At 68.9% G+C, this 12,973-nt stretch carries 13 protein-coding genes; 10 read left to right on the forward strand and 3 right to left on the reverse strand.

Annotated elements, in window-relative coordinates:
• Nucleotides 1-90 precede the first annotated feature (90 nt).
• From AC3ANJ_RS07335 to AC3ANJ_RS07360, 6 genes are all read left to right on the forward strand, one after another.
• Nucleotides 91-564 carry a prepilin peptidase gene (locus AC3ANJ_RS07335; protein WP_488318904.1) on the forward strand — a complete coding sequence of 158 codons (474 nt, stop codon included), beginning with the start codon at nucleotides 91-93 and terminating at the stop codon, nucleotides 562-564.
• 22 nt (nucleotides 565-586) lie between these two features.
• Nucleotides 587-802: a response regulator gene (locus AC3ANJ_RS07340; RefSeq protein WP_488318905.1), complete on the forward strand. Its 216-nt coding sequence runs from the start codon at nucleotides 587-589 to the stop codon at nucleotides 800-802.
• An 11-nt stretch (nucleotides 803-813) separates the two neighbouring features.
• Complete coding sequence (locus AC3ANJ_RS07345; RefSeq protein ID WP_488318906.1) at nucleotides 814-1,446, forward strand: CYTH domain-containing protein; 633 nt, start codon at nucleotides 814-816, stop codon at nucleotides 1,444-1,446.
• A gap of 76 nt (nucleotides 1,447-1,522) precedes the next feature.
• A complete protein-coding gene (locus AC3ANJ_RS07350) occupies nucleotides 1,523-2,680 on the forward strand; it encodes a type III polyketide synthase (RefSeq protein ID WP_488318907.1) in 1,158 nt (385 codons plus the stop codon).
• Entirely contained in the window at nucleotides 2,673-3,380 is a 708-nt protein-coding gene (locus AC3ANJ_RS07355; protein WP_488318908.1) for a methyltransferase domain-containing protein, read from the forward strand. Before AC3ANJ_RS07350 ends, AC3ANJ_RS07355 begins: the two co-directional genes overlap by 8 nt.
• Nucleotides 3,373-4,488, forward strand: a complete 1,116-nt coding sequence (locus AC3ANJ_RS07360) for an FAD-dependent oxidoreductase (protein WP_488318909.1) — start codon at nucleotides 3,373-3,375, stop codon at nucleotides 4,486-4,488. Before AC3ANJ_RS07355 ends, AC3ANJ_RS07360 begins: the two co-directional genes overlap by 8 nt.
• Nucleotides 4,489-4,542: 54 nt before the next feature.
• On the opposite strand, the gene lpdA is transcribed toward AC3ANJ_RS07360, so the two are convergent.
• Both lpdA and AC3ANJ_RS07370 read right to left on the reverse strand, forming a co-directional pair.
• The gene (gene lpdA / locus AC3ANJ_RS07365; protein WP_488318910.1) at nucleotides 4,543-5,940 is read right to left on the reverse strand and encodes a dihydrolipoyl dehydrogenase; all 1,398 of its coding nucleotides are present in this window, start codon (nucleotides 5,938-5,940) and stop codon (nucleotides 4,543-4,545) included.
• A 9-nt stretch (nucleotides 5,941-5,949) separates the two neighbouring features.
• The gene (locus AC3ANJ_RS07370; protein ID WP_488318911.1) at nucleotides 5,950-6,615 is read right to left on the reverse strand and encodes a copper resistance CopC family protein; all 666 of its coding nucleotides are present in this window, start codon (nucleotides 6,613-6,615) and stop codon (nucleotides 5,950-5,952) included.
• A gap of 126 nt (nucleotides 6,616-6,741) precedes the next feature.
• Between AC3ANJ_RS07370 and AC3ANJ_RS07375 the strand changes: the two genes are divergently transcribed.
• From AC3ANJ_RS07375 to AC3ANJ_RS07385, 3 genes are all read left to right on the forward strand, one after another.
• On the forward strand, nucleotides 6,742-7,203 hold the full coding sequence (locus AC3ANJ_RS07375; RefSeq protein WP_488319243.1) for an FHA domain-containing protein: 462 nt from the start codon (nucleotides 6,742-6,744) through the stop codon (nucleotides 7,201-7,203).
• The gene (ftsR, locus tag AC3ANJ_RS07380; RefSeq protein ID WP_488318912.1) at nucleotides 7,203-7,895 is read left to right on the forward strand and encodes a transcriptional regulator FtsR; all 693 of its coding nucleotides are present in this window, start codon (nucleotides 7,203-7,205) and stop codon (nucleotides 7,893-7,895) included. Before AC3ANJ_RS07375 ends, ftsR begins: the two co-directional genes overlap by 1 nt.
• Before the next feature lie 99 nt (nucleotides 7,896-7,994).
• On the forward strand, nucleotides 7,995-8,540 hold the full coding sequence (locus tag AC3ANJ_RS07385; RefSeq protein WP_406245664.1) for a MerR family transcriptional regulator: 546 nt from the start codon (nucleotides 7,995-7,997) through the stop codon (nucleotides 8,538-8,540).
• Between the two features lie 96 nt (nucleotides 8,541-8,636).
• Here AC3ANJ_RS07385 and AC3ANJ_RS07390 read toward each other — a convergent pair whose 3' ends face one another.
• Nucleotides 8,637-9,449, reverse strand: a complete 813-nt coding sequence (locus tag AC3ANJ_RS07390) for a ParA family protein (RefSeq protein WP_406245663.1) — start codon at nucleotides 9,447-9,449, stop codon at nucleotides 8,637-8,639.
• Between the two features lie 92 nt (nucleotides 9,450-9,541).
• Between AC3ANJ_RS07390 and AC3ANJ_RS07395 the strand changes: the two genes are divergently transcribed.
• Nucleotides 9,542-12,949, forward strand: a complete 3,408-nt coding sequence (locus AC3ANJ_RS07395) for a pyruvate carboxylase (protein WP_488318913.1) — start codon at nucleotides 9,542-9,544, stop codon at nucleotides 12,947-12,949.
• Nucleotides 12,950-12,973: the final 24 nt, after the last annotated feature.

Here is a 12,973-nt window from a genome sequence, read left to right on the forward strand (position 1 = left end):
CCGAGACTAATTCGGACATCGGACATCGCTTCGTCGCTGGTTATCCACAGACCGATCACGCACCGAGCGCAGATCGCCTAGCCTTCGGGGATGCCAGAGGTCCTCCACGCCGCGATCGTCATCGTCGTGCATGCCGTGCTGATCGGCATCGGCCTCCGGCTGATCATCATCGACGCGCGGACCCACCGTCTGCCGAACCGGATCGTCCTGCCCGTCGGCGCCTGTCTCCTCGCGCTGGTCGGCATCGAGGCGCTCGCCGCCGGTGACGCATCAGCCCTCGTCCGAGCGCTGGCAGGGCTGGTGATCCTTGGCGGCTTCTACGCCGTGCTGAACCTCGCCGGTGGCGGGGTCGGCGGCGGCGATGTGAAACTGGCGGCCGTGATCGGCCTCGTCCTGGCATGGCACGGCTGGCAGGCGCTGATCGTCGGTGCGGCAGCGGCCTTCGTCCTCGGAGCGGTCTACGCGCTCGGACTGATGGCGCTGCGGCGAGCGCACCGGAGCACGCGCATCGCGTTCGGCCCGTGGATGATCGTCGGAGCGGTCGTGGGCATCGCCGTGGGGTGACGCGGAGGTCTAGGGTGAAGTCATGGCACTCGCACGACTCCACGGCGGCCCGCTGGACGGGCAGCTCCTTCCGCTCGACGCGGACGCCGATGACAAGCTGATCGTCCCCTACGCCGAGACCCAGGTGGTCTACAATCGCCGCGGCGAGCCGCAGAACACCGGCGACAGCGACGGACCGACCGAGGTCGACTACTGGTTCGAGGAGTCGCTCGAGGACCTCACCCCATCGGATGACTGAGGCCCGGTCGGATGGCTGAGGCCACGAACGGCTCCGAGCCGTCGCGCACCATCGAAGTCGAGCGCAAGTACGACGTCGACACCGACACGCCCCTGCCGCAGTGGGAGGGAATACCCGGTGTCGACGCGGTCACTCCCGGTGAGCTGCGCGTTCTCGACGCCCGCTACCTCGACACGGCGGACGTCGTGCTCTCCCGCTCCGGTGTCGCTCTGCGCCGCCGTACGGGCGGACCGGATGCCGGCTGGCACATCAAGGGCCCGCGTGACGGCGATGGACGCCTGGAGATCGGCTGGCCGCTCGGCGACGACCTCGAAGTGCCGGATGCCGTGGCCGAAACGCTCGCCCGCTGGACGACCGAACCTCTGACGCCGCTCGCCCGGATCGAGAACGACCGCACCGCCTACCTGCTCATGGGACAGGACGGTGTCGTGGCGGAGTTCGTCGACGACCGCGTCCGCGCGACGGATCTCCGCCAGGGCACCGAGCGTCGGTGGCGCGAGTGGGAGTTCGAACTGGGTCCGGCCGCTCCGGTCGACCCCGCCGAACGCGAGCGACTGTTCGCGGCGGCGGAACGGACGATCTTCGCCGCGGGCGGCCGGCACGCGGCATCCGGATCCAAGCTCGCGCGCGCACTCGGATTCTGATCCGAACCTGATAGTCGCGCAGGAGGACGCTGACAAGCCCCTGGTGCTCAGCGGGCCGACGTGCCAGCGTGTGGTCATGAGCGCCTACCTCCGAGTGCCGCAGACCGTTCTCCCGCCGACTCCGCTGCATCAGGATGAAGTGCGCGAGGTCTTCGCCTCCCAGCCGGACATCGACCGCAGGGCCGTCCGCATCGTGAATGCCTCCTTCGGCGGCTCGGGGATCGACACCCGCTACACCGCGATCACCGAGCTGGGCACCGAGTTCGCGGGTGACGCGACCTTCTACGACCGCGCGTCGAATCTGCTCCTCTCCCCGGGGACCTCGGTGCGCAACGAGCTGTACGTCCGCACCGCGACGCCGATGTTCGTCGAGGCGGCTCGGCAGGCGCTGGCGGCTTCGGACGACATCGCCCCTGAGGAGGTCACGCACGTCATCACGGTGTCCTGCACGGGGTTCCACGCGCCGGGTCCCGATTTCGCGATCGTCACCGAGCTGGGGCTGCGCCCAGGCGTCGAGCGGTACCACTTCGGATTCATGGGCTGCTACGCGTCGATTCCGGCGCTGCGCGCTGCGGCGCAGTTCTGCCACGCGGATGCCGAGGCCGTCGTCCTCGTGGTCAGCGCCGAACTGTGCACGCTGCACCTGCGATCCTCCAGCGATCCGGACACGATCATCGCATCCTCGCTCTTCGCTGACGGCGCAGCCGGCGTGCTCGTGACGGGGCGACCGCCGGCTCCTGGCGTCCCCGGTGCCGAGCTGGATTCGTTCGCGACGGCAATCGCACCGGACTCCGTCGAGCACATGGCGTGGACGATCGGCGATCACGGCTTCGAGATGATCCTGTCCACGGCCGTGCCGAAGGTGATCGAGGCGAACATCGACGACGCGCTCGGGGCGCTGTGCGCGGCCGATGAGGAGCTGACCTACGCGCGCGACTGCGACGACCTGGCCGGCACGGTCACCCACTGGGCGGTGCACCCCGGCGGCCGGGACATCCTCGACCGCGTGCAGCACAAGGTCGGACTCGCGGATGCGCAGCTGGATGCTGCACGAGAGGTGCTGCGCACGTGCGGCAACATGTCCAGCGCGACCGTCCTGTTCGTCATCCGCCGCATCCTGCTCGACGGCGCGTCGAAGACGGGGGAGCGTCTCATCGCGATGGCGTTCGGCCCTGGGCTGACGATGGAAGGCGGCGTCATGACCGTGCTCGGCGGGGCGGGGGACGGTGCCTGACCTGAGCCGGCGCGACACCGCGGCGCGCGAGCTCATGGATGCCGCCGACGCCGATCGGGTGGCGTTGGAGCGCACGTACGAGCGATTCCGCCTGGTCAACCCCGTGGTCGGCGGCTGGCGCCGCATCTACCGGCGGCGGATCAGGCCGAGGGTGCTGGCCGGCGATGTGCGGATCCTGGACATCGGCTCCGGGGGCGGCGACGTCACGCGCCGGCTCGCACGGTGGGCGCGACGGGACGCGTCGAGGGTCGTCGTCACGGCGCTCGACGCCGATCCTCGTGCGACGGCGTGGGCCGAGCGGCAGGGCGGTCCGGCCGAGGTCGAGTACCGCACCGGCACGACGGGCGAGCTCGTGGCCGCCGGAGAGCGCTTCGACGTCGTGGTGTCGAACCATCTGCTGCATCATCTCGACAGCGTGCCTGAGCTGCTGCGCGAGACCGAGGCGCTGTTGGATCCGGCCGGGGTCGCGGTGCATGTGGATATCGCCCGCAGCCCGCGCGCGTACACCCTGTTCGACGCGCTGACACGACCGTTCCAGTCGACCCTGCTCTCGGGGTCGTTCATCCGTGCGGACGGGCTGACCAGCATCCGCCGCTCGTACACCGTCGCAGAGCTCGCCGAGCTCGTGCCGCCGGGGTGGTCGGCGGAGTCGGCGACGCCGTGCCGCGCACTGCTGATCCGGAGGGGCGAGCGTGGCTGACTGCGATGTCGCGATCATCGGGGCCGGGCCATCAGGGCTCCTGCTGGCGTGCCTGCTCGCGCAGAACAGCGTGAGCGTGATCGTGCTCGAGAAGGGAGCGGGTCGCGACGACCGATCCCGTGCGATCGGAATCCATCCGCCAGGGCTCGCCGCGCTGCGGATCGCGGGGATCGATGACGCGTTCCGTGCGGAAGCCCGCGTGCTCTCCGGGGGAACGGTGACCTCTCGTGGTCGGATGCTCGCCGAACTCGACTTCGAGCCCGGACACGAGGTCCTCACCCTTCCGCAGGCGCGCACGCATGCGCTGCTGGGAGAGCGGCTCGCAGAGCTGGCTCCGGATGCCGTGCGCACCGGGATGCGGGTGCGCGATGTGGTCCCTGCGGGAGCCACGGCGAGGGTGCTCGTGGTCAGGGACGGTCGTGAGGGCGAGATCTCGGCACGGGCGGTGGTCGTGGCGGACGGCGTGCACAGCGGCATCCGGGACAGGCTGTGCGTGCCGTGGCATCGGATCCCCGGCTCCGCGGACTACACGATGCTGGACGTCGTCGCCGCGCCACCGGACGACCGGGCTCGGCTGCACCTCGAGCCGGACGGTGTGGTCGAATCCTTCCCTCTCCCCGGGCGAGGGCGGCGCTGGGTTGTCCGTGAGCGGGCGCGTGCACCGCACACGAGCACGTCCTTCGCACAGACGGTGCTCGCGCGCACCGGTCTCGACATCGGTGACCCGGGGGATGCCGAACCGCAGCGGTTCCGTGCCGGGCAGCACCGGGCCGCCAGACTCGTGCACGGACCGATCGTCCTGCTCGGCGACGCCGCGCACGAGATCAGCCCGATCGGGGGACAGGGCATGAACCTCGCCTGGATCGCCGCCTGTCGGCTGGCCGCCGCGCTGACGGAGCGATCCGATCGGGATGCCGCGTTCAGTGCGTACGAGCGGGTGTCGCTGCGGGCCGCCGCGGTCGCTCAGCGGCGCGCGCGGTTCAACATGGCGATGGGCGCGCCCACGCCGGCGGCCGCGCGGTCGGCGCGCGATGCGGCCGTCCGTATCCTCGCCCGCGGCGGCACAGGGCGACGGCTGCTCGGCACGATGACGATGAGCGGGCTGTGAACGACGACGGCCCGGCCGCCGCAAGGGCGGGCCGGGCCGTGGTGAGAAGTACGATCAGAGGTTGATCATGTGCCCCGAGAGGCCGTGGAACGCCTCCTGCAGCGCCTCCGACAGCGTCGGGTGCGTGTGCACGTTGCGTGCCGCCTCGAGGGCGGTCAGATCCCACTTCTGCGCGAGCGTCAGCTCGGGGAGCAGCTCCGAGACGTCGGGGCCGATCAGATGACCGCCGAGGAGCTCGAGGTGCTCGGCATCCGCGATCAGCTTGACGAAGCCGATCGGCTCGCCGAGTCCGTTCGCCTTGCCGTTCGCGCTGAACGGGAACTTCGCGACCTTGATCTCGCGACCCTCGGCGCGCGCCTGCTCCTCGGTGAGTCCGAAGCTGGCGACCTGCGGCTGGCAGAACGTCGCACGCGGCATCATCCGGTAGTCGCCCAGCGTCTGGGTCTCTGCGCCAGCGATGGTCTCGGCCGCGACGACGCCCTGAGCCTCTGCGACGTGCGCGAGCTGGAGCTTGGCGGTGACGTCGCCGATCGCGTAGATGCCCTCGACATTGGTGCGCATGTGGTCGTCGATGTCGATCGCGCCGCGCTCGGTCAGCGCGACACCCGTGTTCTCCAGGCCGTAGCCGTTCACGTTCGCCGCGAAGCCGACCGACATGAGGACCTTGCCGGTCTCGATCGAGGTCTGCTGGCCGTCCTGACCCGTGTAGGTCACTGTGACCGAGGAGCCGTTGTCGACGATCGTCTCGACCTTGGTGGAGGTGAGGATGTCGATGCCGTACTTCTTGTACTGCTTGGTGATCTCCTTGGAGACCTCGACGTCCTCGTTGGGCAGGGCCCGGTCGAGGAACTCGACGATGGTGACCTTGACGCCGTAGTTCGACAGCACGTAGGCGAACTCCATGCCGATGGCGCCGGCGCCGACGATGACGATCGACTCGGGCAGCTCGCGCGAGAGGATCTGCTCCTCGTACGTGACGACGTTCTCGCTGAGCTGCACGCCGGGGAGCAGTCGAACGGTCGATCCCGTGGCGATGATGACGTTGTCGAACGTGACCTCTTCGGTCGTGCCGTCGGACTTCGCGACCGAGATCGCCTTCGGGCCCGTGAAGGTGCCTCGACCGTCGTACTCGGTCACCTTGTTCTTCTTCATCAGGAAGTGGATGCCCTTGACGTGGGTGTCCGCCACCTTGCGGCTGCGGTCGAATGCCGCGCCGAAGTCGAAGTGCACGTCGCCCGAGATGCCGAAGAACTCGGCCTTGTGGGTGAACGTGTGGGCGATCTCCGCGTTCTTCAGGAGCGACTTGGAGGGGATGCAGCCCACGTTCAGGCACACACCGCCCCAGTACTTCTCCTCGATGATCGCAGTGGACAGGCCGAGTTGAGCGCTGCGGACGGCGGCGACGTATCCGCCAGGGCCCGCGCCGAGGATGACGACATCGTAATGTGGCATGGCTCCAGCCTATCCCTCTGCGGGTGCGTCGGAATCGGCGTCGGGCGGGGTCCGCCTTCCGCGGAGCCAGAACCAGACCATGGCGGCGACGATGACGAGGATGCCGAGGATCGACAGCGCCCAGATCCAGGCGGATGCCGGTGAGGAATCGGTCGCGTCAGGCCCCTGCGTCGCGGTGGCGTCGGGTGTCGCGTCCGCAGTGGGTGCCACCGGTTCGGATGCCGAGGGGGTCGGCTCGCTCGATTCGGTCGGCTCCGCGGTCGCGGGCGGTGCGGCCTCGGTCACGGTGAAGGCGAACTCTCCATCCGTGGGGTGGCCGTCGCTCGAGACGACCTGCCAGATCACCGTGTACTCGCCGGCCGTCGCGGCATCCGGTTTCAGCGGCTGGATCAGCACCGCGCCGTCGATCTCGGGGGTGCCGTCCGCGACGTCGTTGCCGTCGGCATCCGTCACGACCACCGCGGTCCCGCCATCGGACGGGATGAGCGCCGCGCTGAACGTCAACGTCATCTCCTCGGGCAGCGTCTGCACCGTCGACCCGGCCGCAGGATCCGACGACACCAGGTCGTCGTGCGCAGATGCAGGAGTCGTCGGCAGCAGCACGAGCAGCGATGCGAGCAGAGCCGTGGCGATCGCGATGGGCAGGAACGGGAGTCTCAGAGCATGGGCGCGCACGCCTCCAGCCTATGGGCGACAGCTCGGCACGGCCCGAGAGCGGATTCGCCCTCCCGCCGCGGCCATTCGATCAGTTAGGCTGGGACGTCTAGGGAGGGCACCGTGACAGACAGCGAGAGCCGACACATCGGAAATGCCGCGATCCATCGTGATGGGGAGCAGAAGCATGATGTGACGCAGACATTCGGACATGACTCCGACCTGTCCTTCGTGCCGTTCGGCGTGGAGCTGAGCGAGGCCGAGCAGACGGCCATCTCCGCGCTGCCGTCGGGGTCCGCGCTGCTGTTGGTGCGCTCCGGCGCATTGGCCGGCGCCCGCTACCTGCTCGACACCGACGTCACGACGGTCGGCCGCCACCCAGAGGCGGACATCTTCTTCGACGACGTCACGGTCTCCCGTCGGCACGCCGAGATCACGCGCAACGGCACGACGTTCGAGATCATCGATCAGCGTTCCCTCAACGGCACCTACGTGAACGGCGAGCGGGCTGACCGCGCTGTCCTCGCCAACGGCTACGAGGTGCGCGTCGGCAAGTTCCGGCTGAACTTCTTCGCATCGCCCGTCGACCTCGCGGCGGCGAACGACTGATGCCCCCTGCCGGCTCCACCCGGGAACGCACTGCGTCTCCGGGTCTTCTGAGCATCGGTCAGGTGCTGGCGAGACTCACCCCCGAGTTCCCCGATGTGTCGGCCAGCAAGCTGCGCTTCCTCGAAGTGCGCGGCATCGTGACGCCCGCGCGAACGGACTCCGGCTACCGCAAGTTCTCCACGGGTGACGTCGAGCGGCTCAGGCTTGCTCTGACGCTGCAGCGCGACCACTACCTGCCGCTCAACGTGATCCGCGAGCAGCTCGACGAGGCAGAGGCCAACGGCGACCTGTCCGGCGCGCTGACGCCGCCGCCGTCGATCGCGCCGGCGGCACGCCGTTACCGCCGTGATGAACTGCTGTCCGCGGCCGGTGCGGCCCCGCAGCTGCTCAACGATGCGATCAGCACCGGGATCATCGCCGCCAGTGAGTCGTATTCGGAGCACGTCGTCACGCTGCTGCGCGGCTTGGTGGCTCTGGACCGGCACGGCATCGAGCCGCGGCACCTGCGCTCGGTGCGTCAGAGCGCCGAACGCGACGTCGCGCTGATCGAGTCGGCGATGTCGGCGCTGCTGCGTCGGACGGATGCGACATCCCGGGGCAAGGCGAACGAATTGGGGCCGGAACTGGCCTCGCAGATCGATGAAGTGCGCGCGCTTTTCATGAAGGACGCGCTCAGTCGTTTCCTTTCGTAACGAACTGGTTGCGACACACCTTCGGCTCGGCCGGGATGTCATTGCCGGGCACGGGGCACTGCTCTAGCGTGGAGGTAAGCGCTCCAGGGAGGATTTCAAATGAATGCGGATGAGCTGACAGGCGACCCGCGGTTCGTGAGCGAACTCCTCTTCACGGACGGTCTCCCGGCGATGGATGACGAGGTGGGCTACCGCGGCGCGGTCGCCGCTCGCGCCGCCGGAATCACATACCGCCAGCTGGACTACTGGGCCCGCACCGAACTCGTCGTACCGACCGTGCGCGGTGCCAGCGGCTCAGGTTCGCAGCGGCTGTACGGTTTCCGCGACATCCTGGTGCTCAAGCTCGTGAAGCGTCTCCTGGACACCGGCATCTCGCTGCAGCAGATCCGCACCGCCGTCGATCAGCTGCGCGCAGCCGGCATCCGCGATCTGGCCGGTACGACGCTGATGAGCGACGGCGCGTCGGTGTACCTGTGCACGTCGAACGACGAAGTCATCGACTTGGTCAGCCGCGGACAGGGCGTCTTCGGCATCGCCGTGGGCAAGGTCCTGCGCGAGGTCGAGTCCACGCTGGTCGAGTTCGACCCGACCGCACCCGATCCCGTCGACGAATTGGCGACCCGCCGCGCGAAGCGCTCCGCGTAGCACGGACTTCTCGCCGCGAGACCTCTCGTGAACTGCGAAACCCCGTCGTATCTGCGTTGATACGACGGGGTTTCGCAATTGTAGGAGGTCTCGGCGTCAGGCCTTCGGGCCCGTCTCCGAGAGGGCGATGCGACCGGTGCGGATGATGCGGTCCAGCAACAGGTCGAAGTCGGCGGCGAGTTCCTGAGCGGAGTCCCCAGGCCAGATGTGCAGCGGCTTCGCAGCACCCTGCGCCTGCTGGAGCGACGTCCGTTCCGGCAGCTGCGGCGAGAGGACGAGCGGACCGAACATGTCGCGCAGCTCCTTGATCCGGAACTGGTGCTCGATCGACTGGGGCCGCACGCGGTTCACGACGATGCCCAGCGGCTGCAGGCGAGGGGAGAGACCGCGCCGGATCTCCTCGATCGCGCGGAGGGCGCGGTCGGCGGCGGCCACGGAGAACAGTCCGGGTTCGGTGACGACCATCACGCGGTCGCTCGCGGCCCAGGCCGTGCGTGTGAGGGCGTTCAACGACGGCGCGCAGTCGATCAGGACGAGGTCGTAATCGGCTTCGACCGAGGCGAGGGCCTCTTCCATCTTCCACACGTCCCGGACGCTGGGGTGAGGACCGTCGAAGTTGATGGCGGACGGGCTTCCGATGAGCACGTCGATCGTGCCGGGGTGCACCTTCGCCCACCCGCTGGAGGTGATCGCCTGACGGACGATCTTCTCCTTGGGGTTCGCCAGGACATCGGCGACGTTGAGCCGCCCGGCGACCTGGATGTCCATCCCCGTGGAGACATCGGACTGCGGGTCGAGGTCGACGACGAGGGTCCGGACGCCACGGGCGAAGGCCGCTGAGGCCAAGCCGAGGGTCACGGTCGTCTTGCCGACGCCTCCCTTGAGAGAGCTGACGCTGAGTACGTGCACGGACTCCACGTTACCTTGCCCTAGTCTGGGGAGACACTCAGCCCCGCCCTTGCGTGCGGATCCGCGCACGCATCGAGCAACCAGAGGTGTGCATGTTCCAGAAGATCCTTGTGGCCAATCGCGGCGAGATCGCGATCCGTGCCTTCCGTGCGGCCTTCGAGGTCGGGGCGAGGACGGTCGCCGTCTTCCCGCATGAAGACCGCGGATCCATGCATCGGCTGAAGGCCGATGAAGCGTACGTGATCGGCGAACGAGGGCATCCCGTCCGCGCCTATCTGGACGTGGACGAGATCATCCGCGTCGCGCTCGAATCGGGCGCAGATGCGATCTACCCCGGCTACGGGTTCCTCTCCGAGAACCCGGAGCTGGCGGAGAAGGCGGCCGCGAACGGCATCGTCTTCATCGGGCCGCCCGCTGGCGTGCTCGAGATGGCGGGCAACAAGGTCGAGGCGAAGCGCCATGCCCTCGAGGCCGGCGTACCGGTGCTGCGCTCCACCGAGGCATCCGATGACGTCGACACGCTCCTCGCGCAGGCGGATGACATCGGATTCCCGCTCTTCGCCAAGGCCGTCGCGGGCGGCGGCGGACGCGGCATGCGCCGCGTCGAGCGCGCGGCCGAACTGGCACCGGCCCTGGCAGAGGCCATGCGCGAGGCGGCCAGCGCCTTCGGCGACGCGCGGATGTTCCTGGAGCAGGCCGTCGTGCGTCCCCGGCACATCGAGGTCCAGATCCTCGCCGACAAGACGGGCGAGACCGTTCACCTGTTCGAGCGGGACTGCTCGGTGCAGCGCCGGCACCAGAAGGTCGTCGAGATCGCTCCGGCGCCGAACCTGGACGACAGCATTCGCCGAGACCTGCACGCCTACGCGACCGCTTTCGCCCGCTCGATCGGCTACGAGAACGCCGGCACTGTCGAGTTCCTCCTCGAGACCGCGGGCGAGCGCGCCGGCGATGTCGTCTTCATCGAGATGAACCCGCGCATCCAGGTCGAGCACACCGTGACGGAAGAGGTCACAGACGTCGACCTCGTGCAGACCCAGATGCGGATCGCCGCCGGGCAGACACTGGCAGAGCTCGGCCTGGTCCAGGGCCGCATCCATCTGCGCGGCGCGGCACTGCAGTGCCGCATCACGACCGAGGACCCGACGCAGGGCTTCCGGCCGGACACAGGCAAGATCACCACGTACCGCTCGCCCGGTGGTGCCGGCATCCGCCTCGACGGCGGCACGGTGCACCAGGGCGCGCAGATCAGTCCGCACTTCGATTCCATGCTGTCCAAGCTGACCTGCCGCGGACGCGACTTCCCGGCGGCCGTCGCCCGTGCGCGCCGTGCACTGGCGGAGTTCCGCATCCGCGGAGTCTCGACGAACATCCCGTTCCTGCAGGCGCTGCTGGAGGACGAGGCGTTCATCGCCGGCGACGTCAGCACCTCCTTCATCGATGAGCGCCCCGAACTGCTGAAGGGCCGGGTCTCGAAGGACCGCGGCACCAAGATCCTCAACTGGCTCGTGGACGTCACGGTCAACAAGCCCCACGGCGCGCACCCCGGAACGGCAGACCCCCGTACGAAGCTGCCGATCCTGGACCTGTCCACGACGCCGGCTCCGGGTTCGCGCCAGCGCCTGCAGGAGCTCGGACCGGATGCGTTCGCCACCGCGCTGCGTCAGCAGAATGCGCTGGCGATCACCGACACGACCTTCCGTGACGCGCACCAGTCGCTGCTCGCGACGCGCGTGCGCACCCGCGACCTCGTCGCCGCGGCGCCGTACCTGGCCCGGCTCACACCGGATCTGCTCTCCGTCGAGGCTTGGGGCGGGGCGACATACGACGTCGCGCTGCGGTTCCTCGGAGAGGACCCCTGGGAGCGCCTGGACAAGCTGCGCACCGCCTTGCCGAACGTCGCGATCCAGATGCTGCTGAGAGGTCGCAACACGGTCGGATACACCCCGTACCCGACGGCCGTGACGGATGCCTTCGTGCAGGAGGCGTCGACCAGCGGCGTCGACATCTTCCGCATCTTCGATGCGCTCAACGACGTCTCTCAGATGCGCCCTGCGATCGACGCGGTCCGGGCGACCGGCACAGCGGTGGCCGAGGTCGCCCTCTGCTATACGGGGGACCTGCTGAACCCTGCCGAGGATCTCTACACGCTGGACTACTACCTGCGCCTGGCCGAGCAGATCGTCGATTCCGGTGCGCACATCCTCGCCATCAAGGACATGGCCGGACTCCTGCGGCCCGCCGCTGCCGCGACCCTCGTCTCGGCGCTGCGCGAGCGCTTCGACCTGCCCGTGCACCTGCACACGCACGACACTCCCGGTGGTCAGCTCGCGACGCTCCTCGCCGCCAGCGCGGCCGGCGTGGATGCCGTGGATGCGGCATCCGCACCGCTGTCGGGCACGACCAGCCAGCCGTCGCTCTCATCGCTCGTGGCCGCACTCGCGCACACCGAGCGCGACAGCGGCATCGATCTCGGCGGTGTCAGCGATCTCGAGCCCTATTGGGAAGCGGTGCGCAGGACGTATGCGCCGTTCGAGTCCGGTCTTCCGGGGCCGACGGGACGCGTGTACCACCACGAGATCCCCGGCGGTCAGCTCTCGAACCTGCGCCAGCAGGCCAAGGCCCTCGGCCTCGCCGACGACTTCGAACTCATCGAGGACATGTACGCCGCCGCCGACCGCATCCTCGGGCGTGTCCCGAAGGTCACGCCTTCCTCGAAGGTCGTCGGCGATCTGGCTCTGCACCTCGCAGCCGTCAAGGCGGATCCGGCGGACTTCGAGGCCAACCCGGAGAAGTACGACGTCCCGGACTCGGTGGTCGGCTTCATGGCCGGTGAGCTCGGCGACCTGCCCGGCGGCTGGCCGGAGCCGTTCCGCACCAAGGTGCTCGCGGGGCGCACAGTGCGTCCGGCCCTCGCCGAGATCACGACGGAGGACGAACAGGAGCTCGCCGGGTCCAGCACGCAGCGCCGTGCCCGTCTGAACCGGCTGCTGTTCCCTGCGCCGACGCGCGAGTTCGCGCAGAAGCGAGATCTGTTCGGCGACCTCTCGGTGCTCGACACCAGCGACTATCTGTTCGGGCTCGTTCAGGGGCAGGAGCACCTCGTCGAGATCGATCGCGGAGTGCAGCTGTACGTCGGACTCGAGGCGATCGGCGACGCCGACGAGCGCGGCATGAGAACCGTCATGACCACGCTGAACGGCCAGCTGCGCCCTGTCTTCGTGCGCGATCGCGCGATCACCGTCGAAGTCCACGAGGTCGAGAAGGCCGATACCTCCAAGCCCGGTCAGGTGGCGGCTCCGTTCTCGGGCGTCGTGACGCTGAAGACCGAGGTCGGCGCGTCGGTCAGAGCCGGCGAGCCTGTCGCATCGATCGAGGCGATGAAGATGGAAGCCGCGATCACGGCGCCCGTCGACGGCGTGGTGGATCGGCTCGCGATCGCCGAGACGGCGCAGGTGGACGCCGGTGACCTTTTGGTCGTCATCCGCCCCGCCCAGTAACCTTGACCGGGCGTGCATGCTGCA

The organism is Microbacterium sp. STRO-1N, assembly GCF_057748015.1.